The organism is Rickettsia endosymbiont of Halotydeus destructor, from assembly GCF_049278075.1.
Taxonomy (GTDB): Bacteria; Pseudomonadota; Alphaproteobacteria; order Rickettsiales; family Rickettsiaceae; genus Rickettsia.
The window spans coordinates 169,850-193,554 of record NZ_JAPNPB010000001.1 but is presented as its reverse complement, the minus strand read 5'-3'; the positions used below and the strand labels follow the sequence as shown (position 1 = coordinate 193,554).

The window sequence follows — 23,705 nt, the reverse complement described above, 5'->3', positions numbered from 1 at the left end:
TTTTTGAGTTCGATGTTATGCCTTATGTATCGGACAATTTTTAAAAAGCCCTCGATGTCATCCCCGTGAAAACGGAGATCCAGAAAAAATAACCTTAATATGGATACAAAAATTATATTATTTGATAAAATAAACATATAAAAAACAAGTTTTTTTATATGTTTTACTGGATTCCCTCCTACGCGGGAATGACATTAACCGCTTTTTAAGAGCCATGCAACAACGCTCGAATCTCCTAGCAATAACTTTTTTATTTTTCTATAAAAGTTAGCAATTGTGATTTAGTTTGCACAAAATCATTCTCTATCCAGATGTTTTTCACATATTCCAATTGCTTGCCTATTTCTTTATTTTCTATATTTATTCTTAATAGATCATGACCGGTTAGAGGAAAAATAGAACGTTCTAATTGATCGTATTTATCAATGAATATTTGTATTTGTGAAAATTCTAATTTACCAATTAATGTAGCGGCAAATAAATATTCTTTATAAGCGCTATTCTCCCACCAAATTTTTTTCATATCAAACTCGGTTATTTTAGGTGAATTTATTAAGGTAATTATCGAAAATATTTTTGTTGCATCCTGTTTTGAATATTTCCAGTTTATCAATACATTAAGCTTTAAATCTTCTATTTTATATAATAAAAGCGCATAGCGTGTAGATAATTGCAGGTTAAAAAAACTGGCTTGCTCAAAGAATTTTACTTCATAATATTTCACGGAGAATATTAGCGATAATATTCCGGTATCAAACATTACTTTCAGAACTGTAGGAGAATTTTTTGATATTATTATTTTATCCATTTCGCTTTTTATGCGTTCTCGTGAAAGTATCTTTAAACCTTCTTGTAAATTTTTACATGCTTCTAACCCTTCGTCGTTGAGATGGTCGGCATAATAACTCGAGAAGCGAAAAAATCGTAAAATCCTTAAATAATCTTCTTTAATTCTTTGGCTTGCTTGACCGATAAATACTAGTTTTTTTAGTTTTAAATCTTCCAGGCCCTTGAAATAATCATATATCTTATTTTCAAACGGACAGTAGCTTAAGGCATTAATAGTAAAGTCTCTTCTTGCAGCATCAACGGCAAAATTATCGGTAAAAAGCACTTTTGCGTGACGTCCGTTACAATCAATGTCTTTTCTAAGAGTGGTAATTTCAAATTTTTCTTTATTTAAGATAGCGGTGACAGTCCCGAATTTTATACCGGTAGGGATGACTTTTATATCCGCTTTTGATAAAACTTTAATCACTTCGTCAGGTAATAAAGTAGTTGCTATATCAATATCATAACTATCTTTATTAAGCAAAGCATCACGCACACAACCGCCAATGAGCCGAGCTTGCCCGCCTTCTCGACGCAGCTCTGTTAAAATTTTTTTATAGCCCTTAGAGGAAATTTGTAAGAATTTTTTTATAATATACATTTGCTCTTCGGTATCATTCTCAATTAATATTAGTTTACTATAAATATTATTTTTACTTAAATCTATTGCTAATATTACCGGTTCTTATTTGGCATTTCGTACTATTACAAAAGATAAGCACTACCGACGCACTATTTAAAAAAGCTTTGTTAATAGTAACAAGGCTGCCGCGGCATTTAGTATTGGTAAGAAGATTAATATATATTTCTGCTTCTTCGCATTTTTTATTTTTTGAAAGATTTTCATAGTTAATGATGACTTTGTAACCTTGATTAGTTATAAAAATATTATTTGTTAAAGGAGAAACAGGACTATCTTTCTGTCCAAACCAGTTAGCCCAGTACTGCCTGTTAAATGTCGGCATTTTGTCAGCGTAAATTTCTAGCTGGTTATCTTTATTTTTAATCCCTACAGCGTTTGCGCCAGCATCAAATATTAAATCCGGCTTCGGCGAATAAAGCATTAATATAAAAGATACGCCCATAATCATAAGCCCCCAAAGTCGCCATTTCGTTTTCCAGATGCAAATCCAGAAAAAACCGAATAAAAAGAGTATAATACTCAAATTCGTTATATAACCGAAATACCATACTGCCGCCGGAAGGTTATTAAAATACTCTGCCGAGTAAATAATTATATCAATGAAAAAACCCATTATTTTTAAGATGAAGCCATCTATATTTAACCACATTAAAGGTAGCGATAATAATGCTAAAGGCATTAAAAAAAATGACATTATCGGTACAACGATAAGATTATTCGGAATGGAGTAAGTTGAAAATATGAAAAACTGATTTATTACTACCGGCGCGGTTATAATGCTGGCTAAAAAGCTCGAATAAATATTTGATGCCATATAAAATTTTATTGAAGAAAAAATTCCTTTATTATTACCGAGTAACCATTGATTTTTTAAATAAAATTCATAACCTGCTACTAAAGAGAGTACGGCAATAAAAGATAGCTGAAAACTCGGATGAAATATATATTCAGGATTCAGTGATAATATTATGAAAGCCGCAATGGCCAGAGAACGAAGCGGAAAACAGGAGCGTTCTATAATGATGGCATAGATAAAAATCGCCGCCATAATAAAGGCTCTGGTTGCAGCTATCTGCATACTGCTTAGCTCTAAATAACCAAAGCTACCGATTAGCGAGCAAAGCGCAGCTATTAATTTTATATTATAATTGTAGGAAAGGTAATTAGAGAGATTTAATAAAAAACGAGCTGATATAAATAAAATCATTGCCACTAACGATAAATGTAAACCCGATACGCAAAGTACATGCGATATACCGCTTTGCCTCATATCCTGCATTAATTGCCGATTGATGCCTTTCGTTTCGCCAAGTAATATTGCAGCTGCAAAATTACCTTTAATCGAGCCTAATTTCTCTACTAAATTTTGATAAATATCAAATCTAATTTTATAAATTACACTATTAGTAGATTTGTCATTATGTAGTAAAATTTTCGGTGGAGACATAGCATAGCCATTTGCACCTATTTCGGATAAATAGGCATAAAACCCAAAATCATAACCTCCTGGCAAGATGCTACCCTGCGGTTTATAAAGTTTAGCGAGCAAGCCAATTTTATCACTTACAATAATTTCTTTAAGATATTTTCTTGGTAAACTTATTCTAACTTTTTTTATATTACGATTAATTTTTTTTATTTTTATATCATTTAATACTATTTGTGCGCCGTGAATAGTCGGCTTGATGCTCTCAATAGTACCTATAACCTCAGTGATTATCGGCTTACCGATAATACTACCTTGTAAATTTAAAACTCTATATTTACTAATTAATAGACCAAAGGCAAAAGCGATAACGAGTCCACTACTAAATTGCCAAAATATTCCGTATTTTTTTGTAAGAAGCAATAATAAAGAAAAAAGAAAAATAGTAAAAATTACTAAAAAAGAAGGCTCAAAATTTAGCGAAAAATAAACAACGATACCGCAGATAAAACTAACAAAATACCATAAGCTAAGGTTGTTATACTCTTCCTCAAAAACACCTCTTAAGCATTGCATCATTTTTGCAACTTTAGATTAAATCCAGTATTATAGGTAGTTAATTTTTAAGTACAATAATTTATGTTTAGAAAGTTATGTTCTCACTAATCATTTTAAAACATTCTAAATGCATATTTATCCATATCATTACCAATAAATTAATAAAATTTAAGCTTCTTATTATACAAATGTTTCTATAACTTGATTTTTATTAACTTTTATCTTATAATACTCAGAAATTTAAGTAAGTATGTTTTATCTAACATGAATAGTAACGGTAGATTCACAGCTAAATGGTTTAAAAAGATAACTTTTTTGAACCATTTTTTTATTGCTTTTGCTTTTATTTGCTTATTAATTATTATAAATCCCTTGCAAGTAGAAGCCTCTTCTGCTCCTTCGCTACCTCATTATAGTAAGAACGATCATGAATCTAGCAATAGCGCCTCACTATCAGAATATAATGATCAATGGCTTTGGGATGAAGAAGACGGCACAGAATTAATCGGTTTATATCCCGAAGATGTTGGCATTGAAGATACTATTGACGTTATAGCACGAGATAATTTTTTAGAGCGGGGTGAGGAATATAATTTTGATGAACAAAAAAAACAAACAAATTTAAGCCAACCGATAGCCTTGGAAATGACAGAGAAAGGACAATCATTCCCTGTACAACAAAAAAAATTAATACCTCAACAAGAAACAGAAAAAGAAATAGACTTAAAAAGTACAGAAGAAAATACAGCAAATTTAAGCCAACCAATAGCATCGGAAATGACAGAGAAAGGACAACCATTCCATGTACAACAAAAAGAATTAATACCTCAACAAGAAACAAGCACCACAGACACGAGAGAAAAGAATCTACAGCCATCAACTACTTCCTTTAAGCTTGATAGCCATAAAAGTATAAACGTAAACAATTTTCTTATTGATAGAATTAATCAATATAAAGTTGCTCTAGGAGCCGGTGATGAAGATTTTAATGTTCAAAGAGGGATTTGGATTCGTCGTCTATATGGCATTAGTAATCAAGATTCAATTTGTAATATTTCCGGTTACAAAGCTAAATGGCAAGGCAGTAGCATAGGTTTTGATGTTGAAATAAATAATTATATTATTGGTATTACTTATAGTAATGTACGCTCAGTGTTTAATTTTAAAACTAATAAAGATAGCGACAAAGAGCTAGTTAAAAGTCATATATTTTCTATTTATGGGCAGAAAGAATTACCAAAAAACTTTACTCTGCAAGGCGTGGCTTCAATTGCACGTAATCAAGTAAAAAATATCACTAACTATTCACTTAACAATATAAAATACACTTCTAAAAACAAGTATTTCAACAACGGTTATAACCTAGAAACATTATTAAATTATAACTATATTATTAAATACGGAATGATTATCGTACCTAATTTCGGCTTAAAATATGTGCGCTCTCATGACGCTGCACATAACGAAAATGATGTTAATATACAAAATCCATTAATTAGAGCTAAATCTCATAATATTTTTACTGGTATTATCGGGACAAAATTGCTCTTACCGACAAAAAACATTTCTTCATCAATAAAAATAGGAGGAACGTTACAAGCTTCTATTGAGCAAAGTTTTAGTGAGAAAACCCAAAAGTTAACAAAAACTATAATAAGCCGAGCAAATAGTAGTTTAGAGCAAAGCTATATTATGCCAAAACAACCTAAATTATCTTATAATATTGGAGGAAATATCTTCGCCTATATAAAAGGTATCCAGATTTCTCTAGACTACAATTATCACCTACATAAATATTACCGAAGCCATCAAGGAACTATTAAATTAACAAAAAATTTCTAATAATTTTTTTATTAATTAGATTTTATATACCTAAAGCTTGGCGATACAACTCAAGCATTGCATCTTGTTCAGCTAACTTATCTCTATCAAGTTTTTTTAATTTTAAGATAGCTTTCATTGCTTTGGCATCAAAACCGTGAGAAGAAGCATCTTGAAAAATATCTTTTATGTCTTCAGATAATTCTGCTTTTTCTTGTTCTAATCTCTCTATTTTATTTATATATTGCTCTAATTGTTCTTTTACTATTACTTCAGACATAAAAACTACTTAACCTTTTGAAATTTATTATATAATATACAAAACTGAAAAATTAGAAAAATAGATGAATTATTTTTCTTGTTATTTATATATAATTTTAATAAAAATACTAGAAAAATTTCAGGTAGCAATACCTCAAAAGATTTATCTTTAACTAGAGTACAATTATGATGAATGGAGAATTTTTAGCATACCCGTTGATTTTTATAATCTTTATCGTTCTCGTAGTAAAATTACGAGAATATGCTAAAGAACTACAAGAAAAGCATCTCAAATTAATGCAATTTTATTTAGACAGGAAACTTATTTACAATATAGTTACTAACGGTTTTAAATCAGAAAGTAAACGACAATATGATTTTGAATTTATTCGTAAAATTAAAGAGTATTTTCAACTAGAAGAGGTAAGGATTATAAAATATAACTCCTTAAAAAATGATGATAACTTAGCTCCTATATTTAAAGAAACGCTAGAAAATATAATATCAAATTATTCTGCTGAAAAGAATTCTGATTCGGACGATTCTTATATCATTTTAGACCCTGTAGAAATCGCTAATCATAATTATCGATTATATATATACTTTCCTTGCAAAAAATCAGCCGGTAAAAATCATGATGAAAATATTATTTGTATAAAAAAGAATATAAATAATTTTAGCAACGACGAAATATTCACCCTAGATACTTGTATACACATCTTTAAGAAAATTTTTCCTATTTGATATATTAATGTTTATAAGTGAGTTATTTGATCAACGCTATTACGATGGCTTTGACTCCTTGGTTTAGGCGCATGGAGGTTTGAACTACTTTTTATACTTATGTCAGAAGAATATTGCTCAAATTCTTTCTTAATTGCCTTTAACTGTTTTTGTTGTGGTTGCTGTATCAGTTCTTCAGTTGGTGCTATTTTATTAATTAAATTTTTTTCTATACTTTTTCTCCTGGCTAAAAAAGTATCTTTATCAAAAGTTGGCCTTTCTACTTTTTGCATTTTTGTATAAGTAAATTTATCTTCGGTTATTCTTTCTTCACTTAAACTCTCATCATATGCAATATTTTTAACTATTTCTATGGGAATATTATCCATGCTAGCCAAAGTTATAACTTTTGTGTCTAAACTAATATTAGTATCTTGTAACAAAGTTAATTGTAAAGTTGTAATGAAATTCTCTTTATTCTCGTCGGTGATCTCATTGTTAAAAGAATCCGGGGTCCATAAAACATCTTCGAAACATTTTCTGATTCTTGCCTGATCCTTAGGAAAAAGCGTTATCTCTTTACTTTCAACCATAGCAGAAAAAGCTTTATGCCATAACTCTTTATTCTCTTCTTTTGATATATTAGGTATTGCATTTTCTTCTGCCAAACGATCTAATAATAATTTATTATAAGTAGGCGAACTGTGGGTTGTAGCTGCAAAAAAATCTTCAACTTTTTCTTCTGATTTTATTACAGCCGTAACAAAATCTTTTATTCGTGCTGTTAAAGATTTACCATAGCGGTTTTCGTAAGACTTTATTTTACTCTCTAGCATTTCAAGCATTTCCGAAGGTTTAATTTTAGTCACATAATTATATAATTCTCGAAATGTTGAACTATCAATATTATGTCTTAAAGCCTCACGAATAGATCGAGTAGTACAATTACCGAGGAATTGCGCATTAGTCATTAATGCTTTGTCGTCTACTATAGGATTATCAAAAAACTTTTTGTGATGTTCTTCTATATCTTTTTTATGTTGCACAATGGTGTGGCGATGGGCGCGAACATTATTTTTGCTACTATTCCTAGAATCTTTTAATTCCTGCAGCATTACTTTTTTTATTCCTTCTTTTGACTGATATTTCGTTTTAAGTGGAAACTTAATTGCTGAATAAATAGGTATGAGAGGAGCATTAAGTCCTTTATAACTTTTGTTTTTGCTAGCTGCTACTAATTTATCTTTAATACTTTGATCTAGTTTGTTATTATCTATATCAGCATCCATACCAGCATTATAAATAGTACGATAATATTTATCGTTTTCTTTTGAATATTTTATAATATTGGCATGCTTTTCTCCTATATCTGAAATATTAATGTAACTAATATAAGCAGAATTTTGACTCTCAATATTTTCTACATTTTGAGATAATCTATTTATTGCTTTGCTGAAAGTTGAAAAAATAAATTGATATTCTTTAGCTTGTAAACGCATTTCATCAATATGACGGCTGATATTTGCTAATTTAATATTAGGAATATCTTGAGTAGCTAAATATCCTTCAATAAGCACTCTATAACCTAGTAAAGTTTTATACTGCTGTGACCCTAAGTTTTGAGCATAATTTATTATAGGATTATCAGCACGATCTGCTTTTTCATTTTTGATTACTTCCTTTACTGCAGAATTATATTTTTTTAAATTATTATAAGCTTCTTTAGCTTGCTTATATTCTTTAAAACTTATTTCAGGCTCTCCTCCTTCCATATAAAATATATTTTAATTGACTGCCAGCAAGCTAACATGAGATTAATATTTTATCAATCAATATTATAACTAGTAATTAGAAGATTAAGGGATGTCTTTATTTAAACCTAAACTATAATTTTTAACCGATCTGATACTTGGCATAGGCAAATTTTTTGTATATGCTGTTATGAAATCAAAATAACATTAATTAATTAAACTATAATAATGCAGCTATATCCTTTAAAAATGCTACCCGATAAAATCAATTTTGATTTTATGAGTTTTAAAAAAATAAGTTATACGTTATCTATTCTATTATCGCTAATTAGCATATTATGGGTAGGCGTATATAAATTTAATTTCGGTATTGATTTTGCCGGTGGTATCGTTATCGAGGTAAGACTTGATCAATCACCGGACCTACCCAAAATGCGCGAAGTATTAGGAGGACTTGGTATCGGCGAGGTAGTACTACAAAATTTTGGCAGCAAACGAGATTTATCTATTAGATTTGGTAGCAGTAGCGAAGAAAATTTAATGAAAAATATTGAACTCATTAAAAGTACTTTACAAGAAAATTTCCCTTATAGATTTGAATATCGTAAAGTGGATTTCGTTGGTCCACAAGTTGGTCAACAATTAATTAAGGCAGGTATTTTAGCAATGCTATTCTCTTTTGCAGCGATTATGATTTATATTTGGTTAAGGTTTGAATGGTATTTCGGTCTCGGGATATTAGTAGCTTTAGTACATGACGTTATTTTGAGCCTTGGATTTATGAGCATGACGGGCCTAGATTTTAACCTAAGTACCATAGCAGCAATTCTTACAATAATAGGCTATTCAGTCAATGATTCGGTAGTTATATACGATAGGATCAGAGAAAATTTACGCAAATCACATAAAAAAGTTATCTCTCAAATTATTAATATTAGTATTAACGAAACATTATCAAGAACTATTTTAACGGTAGTTACTACTTTACTTGCTAATTTGGCATTAGTAATTTTCGGCGGTGAGGCGATTCGTAGTTTTAGTGTATTAGTATTCTTTGGAATTATTGCAGGGACATATTCGTCAATTTTTATCTCTGCACCAATACTTACATTATTTGCCACTAAAAAAATAGCTAAGTAACATGCTAAAAACGCTATTTAATTTAACCGCTAAAACCTATTTACTATTCCAGCTTATCACTAGGATAGTTTTAAGCATTTATGCTTTACAATACGGACAAATTACTTTTACCGATTTGCCATTAATATTTATTCTAGGAGAAGTTAACGATCTAATATCCTTTAGTTATTTTTTACCAGTAACATTAATTTTAACGTTGTTATTTTATTCAATCTTATCAAAGTGGAAATTTTTATATCAATTACTTTGTTATATATTTTTCTGCTGTTTCATCAGTTTTTTGATCTTTATCACAATTGCCGAAATTACCTTTTGGGACGAATTCAGTACAAAATTTAATTTTATTGCCGTCGATTATTTAATTTATACGCATGAAATTATTGGCACTGTGAAAGAATCCATGCCGTATATCGAGATGTCAATCGGCATTGTGACCGCCTCTTTAGTTATTACTTATTTGTTACGCAAAACTTTAATTATTGCCGCAAATAACATAAAAATTAAATCTTCTTTAAGTGCGATAATTATTTTAAGTATATGTAGTTTCACGGCTTTTAAATTCTACAGTCCTGAAAAACTTAAATTCTCTAATAACCGATATGCCTCAGAGTTAAGTAAAAACGGTCCTTATGAATTTTTCTCTGCTTATTTTAATAATAGCTTAAATTATAATAGTTTTTATCCAGTAATAGAGGATAAACACGCTTTGAATATAGTACGCACATTACTTCAAAAAGATAATTCAAAATTTTTATCCATTAATTCCATAGAGCGCATTATTACTCCAAAAACTTTATCCGCCAATAAATATAATGTTATACTCATTACTGTTGAGAGCCTCAGCGGAAAATTTATGAAAAGCTTCGGGAGTTCAGATAATATAACGCCTTATTTGGATGAACTTGCTGATAACAGCATATTTTTTACTAATCTATACGCTACAGGTACAAGAACGGTCCGAGGTTTAGAGGCTATTACCTTATCTGTACCGCCAACTCCTGGCTCTTCAATTATTAGAAGACCTGATAATCAAAATTTATTTAATATCGGTACTGTTTTTAAAGATCGAAACTATCAAATTAACTTTATTTTCGGCGGCTATAGCTATTTCGATAATTTTCAAAATTATTTTACTGGCAACAGTTATAATATAATTGACCGTAGTAACTTAACGGCAAATGAAATAAGCTTTGCAAATATCTGGGGGGTAGCCGACGAAGATATATTTAATAAATCACTTGAGACAGCCGATCAGGATTATAGCAACGGTAAGCCGTTTTTTTCTTTGATTATGACTACCTCTAATCATCGCCCTTATACTTTTCCTGATAATAAAATTGATTTGCCATCCGGCGGAGGACGCAATGCCGCAGTTAAATACACCGATTACGCAATTGGTAAATTTTTAGAGAAAGCAAAAACTAAAGGGTGGTTCGATAATACTATTTTTGTAATTACTGCCGACCATTGCGCTGCGAGCGCCGGTAAAACAGAATTACCAGTTAATAAGTATCACATACCTTTAATTATTTATGCTCCTAAAATATTATCTCCTCGAAAAATAGATAATTTAGCAAGTCAGATAGACATAGCACCAACGATTTTCGGCTTATTGGATTTTGAATATAAAAGTAAGCTCTGGGGGCAAGATATATTAAACGCCCCTGCTAATAGAGCATTTATAAGTACTTACCAATTGCTTGGTTTTATGAAAAACGAATATTTAGTAATTCTAAGTCCGAACTCTCTACCCCAAACTTATAAATTATCCTCAAATGGTGAAAAACAAAAAATTTCTAATTTACCGCTCTTAACCGAAGAAGCTATTAGTTTTTACCAAACAGCCTATGATTTTTATATGCAAGGCAAAATGACGGAATAGTGTAAATCTTTCATTTATGGGATTTAAGCAACGATATTCCAAAACTTGCAGTACTTACCCTCAAAGATATAGAAAATCATATTTCTATTGATAAAGGTAAAGGTGAATGGCAGCATCTTACTATATCGTTTTCGATATTTGCAGAAAAATTTACAAATATAATCGCTATATAATCGATTGTTAAGGCTTATATGCTTTAATACGATGTCAACAGACACTTTTTAAACGATTTTTATTTACATGAAAGCAATTACTCTGAAGGACAATAGCAAAATACGTTGACAACTAAATTTGCTGTTTTTATACTATACAAAATATTAGCATAGTCAGCAAATGACCTCTAACTACCGAATTAATATGTTAACTCAAATTATAGAACGCATGCGCTCTATAATTCGTCACCCTGGCCAGTTATTAAAAAAAAAGAAAAAACGAAACTGTCCCTGTTGTGGTTATAGTGGAACTTTTATTAGTATGCGTAAAAATCTTCCTGAAATGCGTTGCCCGAATTGTGCATCACGCCCCAGAGATAGATTATTTGCTCACTATACGATACAGCATAATATTAACTTGGAAGAAAAATATATTTTACATTTTTCTCCGGAACCCAATCTTTTTAGACGTTTAAAACGTAATCCTAATTATATTTCTAGTGATATTAAGAAAAGTAAATATGCAAAATTTTATGTTGATATAACTGATATTTCCTATCCGGATGATTATTTTGATATTGTTATATGCAACCATATTATGGAACATGTGGAAGATCACATAAAAGGATTTAAAGAATGTTATCGTGTACTAAAAAACGGTGGTATTGCCTTTTTCAGCGTTCCATATAACTCAAGCCTTGAAAAAACTTGGTACCCTCCGCACGATATGCCAAAAGAAGAAGTGGAAAAAATTTGTGGGTGGGATCATAAGCGTATTTATGGTCAGGATTTTCCCAATATTATTTCTGATGTTGGCTTTACAGTGGAAACTTATTTATTAAATAACGAAAATACTGAAAAATATGTTACTACTTTAAGTGACCCAATTTTTATTGCAAAAAAAATAGTTACAGCCAAATAACCGGGGCAAAATTCTTAGTATATTTTAGTCGTGAAAACCTAATAGTAATGTGGAGGCTAGTGTATGATTGCTAACCTCAAGGAATCAAAGAAGCCAAATAAATGACACTTTTTTCTACAACAAATTTTCTACAACAAAATTTACAAGCAATATAGAAAAAGGCTAATATAAGCTAATCGTTTTTGTTAAAATATAAAATATTATTTTTAATTTCTATTTAATCATTTTGTCCTAACATATCTATTCCCCATGGCTCATTTTCTGAATGAGAGACGATATTATGTGATATTTTCTTTTGTATAAAGTTTTCTAGTTCTCCACTAGATTCTGCTAATGTGTAATTAATAGCGTGATCAGACATTTTGTTAATCAATAATTCACAAATTTTCTCTAATCCTTTGCTAGCTGCATAAGTCAAAACTGTTTTATTATCTTTATCAATAAAGTTAATAGCGTGGTCAGACATATTAGCAATTAGCTTTTCTGCTTCTATTTCTTTTCTCTCTTCTATTGCTTCTATTAGTTTTTTATTGCAAGCTTGAGACCAACTAAACATAAGTATATCCTTATTAAATTCTATATATTTTAATATTTTGTTAAACAAAATATAGATAAGGGACTTAGTAGGCTGTGAAAGCCTTGAATTTAATATAATATTTTAATATTTGGCGTGAATTGGAAAAAAAAATAAAAAATGGTGGAGCCAGGGGGTCTCGAACCCCCGACCTCTTGGCTGCCAGCCAAGCACTCTACCAACTGAGCTATGACCCCGATTATGGACATGATTGTTCGCAGATAAGGTAAGCATATTCAATGTCACTCCCGCAAATACATTGTCGCGTAGATACCTTAAATTTCATTGAAAAGCACCTCTTGGTACTGTTGCAATCCAAGGCCCCCTAATATAATAAGGGCTTTATGAGATTTGGTGTGCTTATACTATAATTATAAAGTCGAATCCATAAATTTTTTAAATATATTGTTTTTTTCTAATATATTTACTTCTTCTATACACCAAGGAGTAAAATTTGGCAAAGATTCTTTTAAATAAAGCAAAAAATCATTCCATTGAAATAATTTTACTTTTTCGACTTCGTCTTTATTTATATTGATCTCATCATTTGATACAGCTAAATAAATCGGGCATATTTCATTTTCTACAATATTATTTAAGGTAAATTTATAACGATACTTACTAATAAAGTATAATTTTTCTAAGGTCATACCTAATTCAAATTTAGCGTGCCTATGTACTGCATCCTCATAGTTTTCGTTAAGCCGCGGATGACCGCAAAAGCTATTTGACCAAAATGTAGGCCAGGTTTTTTTGTTAGAATTTCTTTTTTGTATTAATAATTCTTTTTCATTATTAAAAAGAAAAACTGAAAACCCTCTGTGTAAAGGTGTAGCAGAATTATGAACGGTCGGTTTGTCTTCTATCCCAAGCACGTTATCGTGCTCATCAACCAATACAACGTGATTAATAATCATTCTTTTGCATAACTTCTTTATTAATAGATTCTTTCGTTAATACATGATATTTTTGTTTTACTTTTTCTAAAGTATAATCCCCATCATACTTACCATTTATACTAATAACCTTTTGCAAATAAAAATTTAATTGTTCTATATCTTCATTTAGCTCTTTACCCTCATCATCATTAATAATGTAGGATATGGTTTTGTTTCTAAAATTAGTAAAATAAGATTTTATTTCATGGATTTTTTTCATAATTATAGGAATGTCTTCTGGCTTTATTACCAATAACGCTATTAATATAACTACTATTATTTCGCCTAAAGACATTAAATTAATTTTTTATGTTTATATCTAGGGTTTAAAGTATTTTCGCCTTTCTCTTTTAACATATAATCGTGATAATCCTGATAATTTCCTTCAAACCAGGTCGCATCACCTTCTTTATCATAAGCGATAATGTGCGTGGCTATCCTATCCAAAAACCAGCGATCATGACTAATTACTAAAACACAGCCAGCAAAATCTAAAATAGCATCTTCGAGCGCTCTTAAGGTGTCTAAGTCGAGATCGTTTGAAGGTTCATCAAGGAGTATGACATTCGCCCCTTCTTTTAACAATTTTGCTATATGTACTCTATTACGTTCACCTCCGGAAAGTTGACCAACTTTTTTTTGCTGGTCTCCGCCTTTAAAATTAAAAGCTGCACAATAAGCTCTACTTTTTATTATTCTACTACCAAGCTGTAACTCGTCAAGCCCTTCAGAAATTTCTTCCCATACGGTTTTATTATCATTAAGGTGGTCACGTGATTGATCAACATAACCTAATTTAACTGTTTGCCCAAGCTTAATTGAGCCGTTATCCGATGTTAATTTTCCTGTAATAATATTAAATAAAGTAGATTTGCCTGCGCCGTTCGGACCTACTATACCAACGATTGCTCCACGTGGAACTTTAAAACTGAAATCCGATAATAATATTTTGTCACCAAATTTTTTAGCTATATGATCTGCTTCTATTACTAAATCTCCAAGACGAGGACCATTTGGTATGATAATTTGAGTAGGATCACTTTTTTGGTCCTGGTGTTTATTAAGCAACTCCTGATAAGCGGTAATACGAGCTTTACTTTTAGACTGCCTAGCTTTCGGCGATTGACGGATCCATTCAAGTTCACGGTTTAGCTGTTTCTGCCTATCATCTTCTTCTTTACTTTCTAATGCCAGCTTTTTTTGTTTTTGTTCTAGCCAACTTGTATAATTAGATTTCCAGGGAACACAATTACCTCGATCGATTTCCAATATCCATTCGGTAACATTATCCAAAAAATAACGGTCATGTGTAATAATTACTACGGTACCTTTATAGTTTTTTAAGAAATCTTCGAGCCACGAAACCGATTCTGCATCTAAATGGTTTGTTGGTTCATCAAGTAACAGCATATCTGGTTTTTCCAAAAGCAATTTACATAATGCAACTCTTCTTTTTTCACCACCGGAAATTTTTTCAACATTAGCTTCTTTTGACGGACAACGTAATGCTAACATTGCAATATCTATTTCACGCTCTAAATTCCACGCATCACAAGCATCTATTTTTTCTTGCAAATCTGCTTGTCTAGTAAGCAATTTATTCATTTGCTCGTCGGTCATTTCACTAGCAAATTTATTACTTATTTCATTAAATTCATCAATAAGTATTTTTTTCTCATTTAACCCTTCCATAATGTTATCAAAAACATTTTTATTAGGATTAAGATGAGGCTCTTGAGGCAGATAACCCACTTTAATGCCGTTGGCAGGAGACGCTCTACCATCAAATTCCTTGTCAATTCCTGCCATAATTTTCAGCAGCGTAGACTTACCTGCACCGTTGGGACCTATTATACCGATTTTAGCACCGGGCAAAAATGATAAGCGTGTTTCTTTTAGAATTTGTTTACCGTTGATAGTTTTACTCAAACCATCCATTTCATAAACATATTGATATGACATAGATTATTAGTTCCTTATATTATTATTTAATGCCGATGAATATATCTACTACCGCATTTTTTGACTCTGCCGCTCTATGATCATAAAACTCAAAATCAGTTTTATAATTTCTATCGCCTCCTAATTGTTCTGGATTCATCTTCCAAATTTTTTGCCAGCCATCTATTACAACGCCTGGCATTACACCTGGTTCTGTAGTAAATTTTATGTATTTTTGTGGAGGTATAATTAAACTATGCATATTTAAAGGAATTTCATTTATTGAATTTACCTCTTCCGCGATAAAAAATGTGTATCCTCCTGTATGATCACTTTCATACTCGGTATATGCACAAAATGTAACTCCTGGTTTTTTACGATCCGGTATCTGCACTAAATCTTGAGAAAAAAACTTCTGTATACATGTACCAATTTTAGCAGTTTGAGTATTAAATTCTTTATCATTATTTGTTCGTACTTTAATTCCCACCAGTTTTATTTCCTTCAGTTCTACAAAATATTTTTTCATTTTTACCTTAACTGAATTTTAATAAAATTGTATCTAGCTCTTCCAAATTTTTATAGTGAAAAATTAATTTTCCTCCCAGAGAATAATTTTCTATTGTTACTTTTATATTAAACTTTTCTGATAATGTTTTTGCTAGCAATTGTAGATCATTACTTTTATCACCTTCCTTTAAAAAACGCTTTCCGACTCGATAATCCTCTTCCGGAGATTTTACATACTCATCTTTAGACCATTTTTTAACTATTTCTTCAGTTTGACGCACATTCAATCCGTGCTCTACTATATGTTCCGCTATTACTTCTGCATGCTCATGATTTACCAAACATCTAGCATGTCCCATGCTTAATAGATTTTCGTTTACTTTATCCTTAATTGATTGCGGTAGCTTATTCAATCTTAAAAGATTAACTATATGACTTCGACTTTTACTAAGCTTTTCTGCTAGCATTTCTGGAGTATAGTGAAAGTTTTCTACCAAATATTTAAACCCTTCAGCTTCTTCTATTACAGATAAATCGGCTCTTTGTATATTTTCAACTAGAGCAATTTCCATGCTTTCTCCAGCGTCTAAATCTTTTATAATTACCGGTATGTCAATAATTTTTGCCAGCTTACATGCGCGCCAACGTCTTTCACCTGCTATAATTTTATAATCATGATTAATAATAATCGGCTGCAACAAACCGTTATTTGCTATAGAATCAGCTAGTTCTTTTATTTTATCATATTCAAAATTTTTCCTTGGCTGATTTTCGTTCGGCTTAATTTTATCAATATTAATATTTTGGATTATTTCATCTTTTGCACCTGGTATAACCTCTTCGCCAAGTAACGACGACAAACCTCTTCCTAAACCTTTATTTTTCATCATGTCTTCCTAAAATTTCTTTTGTAAGCTCCATGTAAGCAATAGAACCAGAACATTTATAGTCATAAATAATAGCAGGCTGACCGTATGAAGGAGCTTCAGATAATTTAATATTTCTGGGAATAACAGTTTTAAACACTAGCTTCCCTAAATATTTCCTTACATCAGCTTCAACTTGCTCAGTTAAGCGATTTCGCCTATCATACATAGTAAACAATATGCCGGCAATTTTTATTTTAGGGTTTAACTTTTTTTCTACAATTTCAATTGTCTTTAGCAAATGACTCAATCCTTCCAACGAATAAAAATCGCATTGCATAGGGATCAACACCTCATCGGCCGCTACCAAAGCGTTTATTGTAAGCAAATTAAGAGAGGGAGGACAATCAATAATGATATAATCGTAACAAGCTTCTAATTCTTTAAGTAAATTCACTAATAAATATTCTCTACCTTTCATATTTATTAAATCTAATTCTGCAGCAGATAAATTAGAGTTTGAAGTAACTATATTTAACCCTAAAATATTTGTAGAGAGTATGGCTTCCTTTAACTTAATTGAACCTATTAACACTTGATAAATAGTATTTTTTCTTTCTCGCTGGTTAATACCAAAACCGGTACTACTATTTCCCTGAGGATCAAGATCAATCACTAAAACTTTCTTATCCATAGCAGCAAGAGCAGTTGCTAAATTTACCGTAGTGGTTGTTTTAGCAACGCCTCCTTTTTGATTAACTACAGAGATTATTTTTACAGTCATGTAATCTTTACTAAATTACGAATTTCTAATATTTTACCTTCTTCAGATGTCATACTTTTATGCACCGAATAATCAAATGACCAATTTTTTCTTGCTTCTTCTAATTCGATGTGATAATTTTTTCCTTTCAATAATAAAAATTTTTCTTTTACCAAAATATTTTCAGTATAATTAAATATCATATTTAACGAAGCAAAAGCTCGACAGGTTAACACCTCGCAGGCGGCTTTAACCTTTTCTACTCTCTGATTAATGACTTGAACATTTCTATTTGCTACTTTCTTCAAGAATGCGCATTTTCTAATATCCGACTCTATTAAAATCACCGATTTTATTCCTGCTATTGACAATATCATACCAGGAAAACCTGCTCCTGAACCCATATCAATTAAATATATATCTTTATTATCAATATATTGTAGCAATTGTAAAGAGTCGATTATATGACGCGACCAAAAATCTTTAATACTATTATTGGACACGAGATTAATAGTATTATTCCACTTTAACACTAACTCTTGATATTCTTTTAATTCCTCTATTATTTCACGTGGAATAAAATCATTAATCACGGTATTTAGTTTTTAAATAAATTATAATAGCTGTAACAGCTGCTGGCGTTATTCCTGATATTCTTCGTGCCGCACCAATAGTTGCTGGCTTAAAATAGCTAAGTTTCTCACACACCTCAATAGATAAGCTCGATATTTTGGAGTAATTGATACTTTGAGGAATTAATAAGGATTCTTCTTGTTTAAATAATTGTATATCTGCCTGTTGTTTTATTAAATACGAAGAATATTTTGAATCAATATAAAGTAATTGTATAATATTATTATTTATTTTAGCGAGTTGAGGAAAAATTTTAATTACTTGATCTATAGTAAAATTAGGTATTGCTAGTAAGTCTAAAGCTGATTTATATGTTCCATCTTGAGCAACTAATATACCGATTTTCGCTAATTGACTTGTAGTTATAGATAAAGAGGCAGCTAAATTTTTTGCTTCTTTGATATCTTGGCATTTTCGTATAAATATTTTTTCTCTTTTTTTGGATATGACTCCGATATTGATACCTAACTGCGTTAATCGTAAATCAGCGTTATCCGCTCTTACTGATAATCTATATTCCGATCTTGAGGTAAACATTCGATAAGGCTCTACAGTACCAAATGTTATTAAATCATCTATCATCACCCCGATATAACTGGCTGCTCTGGTTAATACAAAAGGAGGTTGATTTTTTATGGCTAAAGCAGCGTTAATGCCTGCTATGATGCCTTGCCCTGCTGCTTCTTCATAACCGGTAGTACCGTTAATTTGCCCAGCAAAATATAAACCTGTAATTCTTTTAGTCTCCAAAGTAGCTTTCAACTCGCGTGGATCAACATAATCATACTCAATAGCATAACCTGGACGAAGTACTATAGCATTTTCAAGGCCCGGTATCGTTTTTATTAATTCAAGCTGCACATCTTTTGGTAATGAAGTAGAAATACCGTTAGGGTAAATTGTATAGTCATCTATACCTTCAGGCTCTAAAAATATGCGATGTTCAGATTTAGTACTAAACCTAACTACCTTGTCTTCAATAGATGGACAATATCTAGGTCCTGTTCCTTCTATTTGCCCTGAATACATAGCAGACTTATCTAAATTATTTCTGATAATATCATGCGTTTGCGAGGTAGTTTTAGTAATATAACAATTTATTTGAGGAATTTGAACATTAGTAGTTAATTCGGAAAAAGGACGAGGGACTTTATCACCTGGTTGAGATTCAACTTTACTATAATCAATAGTACGTCCATCAATTCGTGGCGGCGTACCTGTTTTTAATCTACCGAGCTTGAATCCTATTTTTTTTAATGTAGTAGACAAGCCGTAAGAAGGTTCTTCATCAACTCTACCGGCTGGAATTTTTTCCTGACCTATATGAATAAGACCCGATAAAAATGTCCCAGTTGTAAGGATAATTTTTTTACATGGAATTTTTGTACCGTCTTTTAAAATGACAGCCTGTACTTTCTCATCTGTAGTTTTAATATCCTCTACTGAGTTATAAAGTAAAGTTAAATTCTCATGATTTGTTAATGCAGCCTGCATTGCTTTTTTATAAAGCTTGCGATCAGCCTGAGCACGAGGCCCCCATACAGCTGGCCCTTTAGTTTCGTTTAGCATTTTATAATGTATGCCTGCCTGGTCTATAATTCTCCCCATTAAACCGTCGAGAGCATCAACTTCTTTAACTAAAGTACCTTTTGCAATCCCGCCAATTGCAGGATTACACGACATTTCTCCAAGATTTTCTGGTTTTAACGTAATTAAAAGAGTGGATACGCCAAGACGCGCTGAAGCAGAAGCCGCTTCAGCGCCGGCATGTCCTGCTCCAATAACTATTACGTCATATTCAGGCATTTATTATTCTATAATTTCATTTTTAGCAAAGAAAAACTTTATTTCTCTCTTAGCACTATCTTGATTATCGGAACCGTGAACACTATTAGCTTCTATCGATTCACCAAAATCTTTCCGAATTGTACTAGCTTCTGCTTCACCTGGATTAGTAGCACCCATAATTTTACGATTTAAAGTAATAGCATTACTACCCTTAAGAACTTGCAAAACCACTGGCCCGGAAGTAATATATTCGACTAAACTATTAAAAAATGGTCTTGCCCTATGCTCATCGTAAAAACATTCGGCTTGATATTTTGTTAAAATAGTCATTTTTTGCGCTACAATTTTTAAACCGGCTTTCTCTAAATAAGCATTAAGTTGACCGGTTAAATTTCTTTTTGTAGCATCCGGTTTAATCATTGAAAAAGTATATTCGATTGTCATTATTAACCTTTTTTATAGTTTATTAAAATTTTATTTTGACATCTGTTTTTTTGATGTACTAGCAGAATGATTCCAGGTCAAAGCGAATAAACACGCTCCTAAAAAGGCCGACATACCAAAAAATATAAATACACCATCCCATCCCCATTTATCACTTATCCAGCCAACACCCACCCCGGCAATCGATGCTCCCAGGTAGCCGAACAAACCTGAAAAGCCGTTAGCAGTTCCTACTGCTTGCCGTGTGCTAAAATCAGCAGCGGCGACGCCTACTAATAATTGTGGGCCGGATATAAAGAAACCAATTAAAGCAAGAATCGTAATACTTAATATTTCACTCTGCATAGGTACTTGCCAAAATAAAATAAGAGTTATACTAAGAATTAACATATAAATTGCTGCGATTGGGCCGCGGCGCCCCTGAAATATTTTATCGGACATCGAACCGGCAATAATAGCTCCGGGTATCCCTACTACTTCGTATAAACCAATTTGTAGACCGGCATGCGCAAGACTTATATTTTTTAACTGCAATAAAAATGTCGGTGCCCAATAAATTATTCCGGCACGTATAATATAAACAAACATATTTGCTAGGCAAACATACCAAATTAATTTGTTACCGAACACCATTTTAAGTAAAACAGGAGTTAATAAACGTTCATAATCATTTAACGTTTGCACTTCACATTCTTTATACTCTTCAACCGTTCCAAGCCCTACCTCTTTCGGTGAATTACGCAAACGATTAAATAAAAACAATGAAACTAGACAGGCAAATACTCCCGGCACAAAAAATGCCGCTCTCCAACCATAAGCTTCAACCAAATAACCACAAATTACCATGGCAAAAGCACCACCTATCTGGTTAGAAGTAGCGCCTAAAGCCCATTTAGTACCAAGCTCTTTAGGAGCAAACCAATGAGTTAACATCCGTGTTGCTGGTGGCCACCCCATTGATTGAAACCAGTTACTAACAATCCACAAAATCCCAATTACGATTAAGGAATCAGCAAAACCTAAGGCTATAGTAATAATACCAACTATTAAAAGTCCGGACACCATAAATATACGAGCGCTAGTCCTGTCACTAATAAAGCCGTTACAAAACTTACTAATGCCATAAGTTATAGAGGAGGCCGTTAATATCCAGCCGATTTGAGTTTTTGTAACACCAAAATAATTTATTAGAGCAGGTGTTGCTATACTAAAATTTTGCCGACAAAAATAAAAAGTTGCATAACCGATAATGATAGAATACAAAATTCTCACACGCCAACTATTATAGTTCTTAACATATGGCGATCTTTGGCTTTTAGCTTTAGCTTTCATATTCATGCTATGCAACTTAATATATTATTAAAACGAAGATCTAGCTTTGAATATGTCATGCTAGTTCAAACGAAAATCCAGAAAAACATAGTCAGGCTGAGCTTGTTTCAGTATCTAAAATAGAGGCTGAAACAAGCTCAGCCTGACAAAGACCAGATTACTACCTCAACATAAATGCCTTCTCGCAAGACAATTCGGGTAACTACAATACAACTCGCTTCCTCTGCAGAACCTTAATCTATAAACAATTATTTAGTAGTTATTAAAGCTTGATATTGCTTATTTAACCCTTTAACCGCATACAACCACAATACTACTATAACAAAAAATACAGATGCAAAGAACGGTGTAGCTTCAACAAAACCTAAAGCTGGGAATAAAATAAAGAAAGTCGATTGAATAATCGCTCCTCCTGATTTACCGAGTCTTCCGCCTATAACTTCTACTGCAGCTTGTCCTTTTACTCTCAAATCTTTATCAAGTGGAATATATGCCATATTTTTAGTAGCATCAAACAACGAGTATTTTACACCTTTACTTAAAACATTTTGAATCATACCAATCATAACCGCTAATGCTAGAGGTCCAGAAGCTAATATACCGGTAAGATACATAGCAATTGTACTATCGAAGAAAATGAAAACAAAGAAAGCTATGCCGGTAATTAGCATCATTAAAGGAGTGATCATTGCTGCTGTCATCCACGATACTTTTCTTAAAATATTACTTCCTATAATCATGAAAGCAATCGCTGCTACACCCTGATAAGCTTGGAATTGCCCCATATACATTGTATAAGCTTCTTTTGTCGGGTGTAATTGATGAACCTTTGATTTCCAAACACCCTCCACAAGATTTACCGAAATACCGTAAGCTATAACTAATAGAGCAATAAAACCGATATATTTAGAAGCAAAAATCATTTTAAAACTTTCGACTAACGATAATTTTGCTTTACTTTTTTTCTCTTTAACAAGTGCAGAGTCGTAAAGCCTTGGATCGGTAAGAACATGTTTATTCATCCATCTATATAATAGTAGAATAATAAAGCTACTTGCTATCATAATGATAAATAACGGCATAAATTTCAAATGCTCAGCAAATATTTGAGTTTTTTCACTTAAAAAATACCCGATAATTACTGCGGTAACAGGCAAAGCCAAATTAGCAAGTAAGCCAAACATTGAATAGAAACGCTTTGCTTCTTCAGTTTTAGTAATTTGGTTGGCAAATTGCCAAAATAGCAAGCTTAACATTAATGTTCCCCAAAGCTCTGCCATTGCGTAAAAAGAAGCAAAACTCCATTTACCGATTATTCTGATAAACCATTTGAAATTCGGATAATTACTACTTAAGGAGTCTATATATTCAGGATTAGGGTGAATTAAATCAGGATATGGGTATAAAATGAAAGCAAATACTGCAAAATATATTAAGAAAAATGACGTTACTGTATAAAAAACATTTTCTGGTTTTAAAATATCGCAAAGCTTCACATAGATTATCATCGCAAGAACTGCCGATGGTAAAACTATATAAGTTTTTAAGAAGCTTATTGATTCAGGTCCGATAGCTGTTACTACAAAACCGTCTTTAATTGAGCGAAGTGTCGAATAGTTTAATAAAATACAAAACATCATAAAAGCCATCGGCAAGAATTTTTTGTTTTCATGCCACTCGATGGGCCAAATTATTCTTCTCAGCTCTGAAATATAATTATTATTTTTTTCAGCATCACTTTTCGTGGTACTCATAAGTTTAAATTTCCCTGTTAAATAGCTTGTTATTATACTGATATATGTTCAA

At 31.7% G+C, this 23,705-nt stretch carries 20 protein-coding genes, 1 tRNA gene and 2 pseudogenes; 5 read left to right on the top strand and 18 right to left on the bottom strand.

The annotated features are described in order from the left end of the window. Positions 1 to 250: 250 nt before the first annotated feature. The 3 genes and pseudogenes from OTR29_RS00865 to OTR29_RS00855 form a co-directional block, all read right to left on the bottom strand. Positions 251 to 1,432 (bottom strand): CCA tRNA nucleotidyltransferase, encoded by a 1,182-nt coding sequence (locus tag OTR29_RS00865; protein WP_422228781.1) that lies wholly within the window; start codon positions 1,430 to 1,432, stop codon positions 251 to 253. Positions 1,433 to 1,484: 52 nt separating this feature from the next. Further along, positions 1,485 to 2,744, bottom strand: a pseudogene (locus OTR29_RS00860) (ComEC/Rec2 family competence protein); the annotation flags it as partial. Positions 2,745 to 2,969: 225 nt separating this feature from the next. After that, a pseudogene (locus OTR29_RS00855) lies at positions 2,970 to 3,476 on the bottom strand (hypothetical protein); the annotation flags it as partial. Positions 3,477 to 3,773: 297 nt separating this feature from the next. Between OTR29_RS00855 and OTR29_RS00850 the strand changes: the two are divergent. Beyond that, positions 3,774 to 5,300: an autotransporter outer membrane beta-barrel domain-containing protein gene (locus OTR29_RS00850; protein WP_422228780.1), complete on the top strand. Its 1,527-nt coding sequence runs from the start codon at positions 3,774 to 3,776 to the stop codon at positions 5,298 to 5,300. Positions 5,301 to 5,322: 22 nt separating this feature from the next. Here OTR29_RS00850 and OTR29_RS00845 read toward each other — a convergent pair whose 3' ends face one another. Continuing rightward, positions 5,323 to 5,559, bottom strand: a complete 237-nt coding sequence (locus OTR29_RS00845) for a DUF2312 domain-containing protein (protein WP_422228779.1) — start codon at positions 5,557 to 5,559, stop codon at positions 5,323 to 5,325. 167 nt (positions 5,560 to 5,726) lie between these two features. Between OTR29_RS00845 and OTR29_RS00840 the strand changes: the two genes are divergently transcribed. Next, positions 5,727 to 6,284 (top strand): hypothetical protein, encoded by a 558-nt coding sequence (locus OTR29_RS00840; protein ID WP_422228778.1) that lies wholly within the window; start codon positions 5,727 to 5,729, stop codon positions 6,282 to 6,284. 11 nt (positions 6,285 to 6,295) lie between these two features. Here OTR29_RS00840 and OTR29_RS00835 read toward each other — a convergent pair whose 3' ends face one another. Next, on the bottom strand, positions 6,296 to 8,035 hold the full coding sequence (locus tag OTR29_RS00835; protein ID WP_422228777.1) for a hypothetical protein: 1,740 nt from the start codon (positions 8,033 to 8,035) through the stop codon (positions 6,296 to 6,298). A 207-nt stretch (positions 8,036 to 8,242) separates the two neighbouring features. Between OTR29_RS00835 and secF the strand changes: the two genes are divergently transcribed. From secF to OTR29_RS00820, 3 genes are all read left to right on the top strand, one after another. After that, on the top strand, positions 8,243 to 9,154 hold the full coding sequence (secF, locus tag OTR29_RS00830; protein WP_422228776.1) for a protein translocase subunit SecF: 912 nt from the start codon (positions 8,243 to 8,245) through the stop codon (positions 9,152 to 9,154). A gap of 1 nt (position 9,155) precedes the next feature. After that, complete coding sequence (locus tag OTR29_RS00825) at positions 9,156 to 11,036, top strand: LTA synthase family protein (protein ID WP_422228775.1); 1,881 nt, start codon at positions 9,156 to 9,158, stop codon at positions 11,034 to 11,036. Positions 11,037 to 11,393: 357 nt separating this feature from the next. Continuing rightward, the gene (locus OTR29_RS00820; protein ID WP_422228774.1) at positions 11,394 to 12,110 is read left to right on the top strand and encodes a class I SAM-dependent methyltransferase; all 717 of its coding nucleotides are present in this window, start codon (positions 11,394 to 11,396) and stop codon (positions 12,108 to 12,110) included. A gap of 217 nt (positions 12,111 to 12,327) precedes the next feature. Here the strand turns inward: OTR29_RS00820 and OTR29_RS00815 are convergent, their stop codons facing one another. The 13 genes from OTR29_RS00815 to tlc1 form a co-directional block, all read right to left on the bottom strand. Beyond that, positions 12,328 to 12,666, bottom strand: a complete 339-nt coding sequence (locus OTR29_RS00815; RefSeq protein ID WP_422228773.1) for a hypothetical protein — start codon at positions 12,664 to 12,666, stop codon at positions 12,328 to 12,330. 139 nt (positions 12,667 to 12,805) lie between these two features. Next, positions 12,806 to 12,881 (bottom strand) — tRNA-Ala (locus OTR29_RS00810). Between the two features lie 174 nt (positions 12,882 to 13,055). Beyond that, a complete protein-coding gene (idi, locus tag OTR29_RS00805) occupies positions 13,056 to 13,601 on the bottom strand; it encodes an isopentenyl-diphosphate Delta-isomerase (RefSeq protein WP_422228772.1) in 546 nt (181 codons plus the stop codon). Further along, entirely contained in the window at positions 13,591 to 13,917 is a 327-nt protein-coding gene (locus tag OTR29_RS00800; RefSeq protein WP_422228771.1) for a Sec-independent protein translocase subunit TatA/TatB, read from the bottom strand. The genes idi and OTR29_RS00800 overlap by 11 nt, the downstream gene beginning before the upstream one ends. Further along, a complete protein-coding gene (ettA, locus tag OTR29_RS00795) occupies positions 13,917 to 15,584 on the bottom strand; it encodes an energy-dependent translational throttle protein EttA (protein ID WP_422228770.1) in 1,668 nt (555 codons plus the stop codon). Before ettA ends, OTR29_RS00800 begins: the two co-directional genes overlap by 1 nt. A gap of 22 nt (positions 15,585 to 15,606) precedes the next feature. Beyond that, positions 15,607 to 16,092, bottom strand: a complete 486-nt coding sequence (locus OTR29_RS00790; protein WP_422228769.1) for a GyrI-like domain-containing protein — start codon at positions 16,090 to 16,092, stop codon at positions 15,607 to 15,609. Positions 16,093 to 16,099: 7 nt separating this feature from the next. Next, entirely contained in the window at positions 16,100 to 16,963 is an 864-nt protein-coding gene (locus OTR29_RS00785; protein ID WP_422228768.1) for a ParB/RepB/Spo0J family partition protein, read from the bottom strand. After that, on the bottom strand, positions 16,950 to 17,723 hold the full coding sequence (locus OTR29_RS00780) for a ParA family protein (RefSeq protein ID WP_422228767.1): 774 nt from the start codon (positions 17,721 to 17,723) through the stop codon (positions 16,950 to 16,952). The genes OTR29_RS00785 and OTR29_RS00780 overlap by 14 nt, the downstream gene beginning before the upstream one ends. Next, positions 17,720 to 18,292, bottom strand: coding sequence for a 16S rRNA (guanine(527)-N(7))-methyltransferase RsmG (gene rsmG / locus OTR29_RS00775; RefSeq protein WP_422229052.1), 573 nt, complete (start codon positions 18,290 to 18,292; stop codon positions 17,720 to 17,722). Before rsmG ends, OTR29_RS00780 begins: the two co-directional genes overlap by 4 nt. Then, positions 18,288 to 20,141 carry a tRNA uridine-5-carboxymethylaminomethyl(34) synthesis enzyme MnmG gene (mnmG, locus tag OTR29_RS00770; protein ID WP_422228766.1) on the bottom strand — a complete coding sequence of 618 codons (1,854 nt, stop codon included), beginning with the start codon at positions 20,139 to 20,141 and terminating at the stop codon, positions 18,288 to 18,290. The genes rsmG and mnmG overlap by 5 nt, the downstream gene beginning before the upstream one ends. A 3-nt stretch (positions 20,142 to 20,144) precedes the next feature. Beyond that, positions 20,145 to 20,567, bottom strand: coding sequence for a nucleoside-diphosphate kinase (ndk, locus tag OTR29_RS00765; protein ID WP_422228765.1), 423 nt, complete (start codon positions 20,565 to 20,567; stop codon positions 20,145 to 20,147). Positions 20,568 to 20,597: 30 nt separating this feature from the next. Next, positions 20,598 to 21,905: an MFS transporter gene (locus tag OTR29_RS00760; protein ID WP_422228764.1), complete on the bottom strand. Its 1,308-nt coding sequence runs from the start codon at positions 21,903 to 21,905 to the stop codon at positions 20,598 to 20,600. Positions 21,906 to 22,147: 242 nt separating this feature from the next. Then, positions 22,148 to 23,653: an ATP/ADP exchange transporter Tlc1 gene (gene tlc1 / locus OTR29_RS00755; protein ID WP_422228763.1), complete on the bottom strand. Its 1,506-nt coding sequence runs from the start codon at positions 23,651 to 23,653 to the stop codon at positions 22,148 to 22,150. Between the last annotated feature and the right edge of the window lie 52 nt (positions 23,654 to 23,705).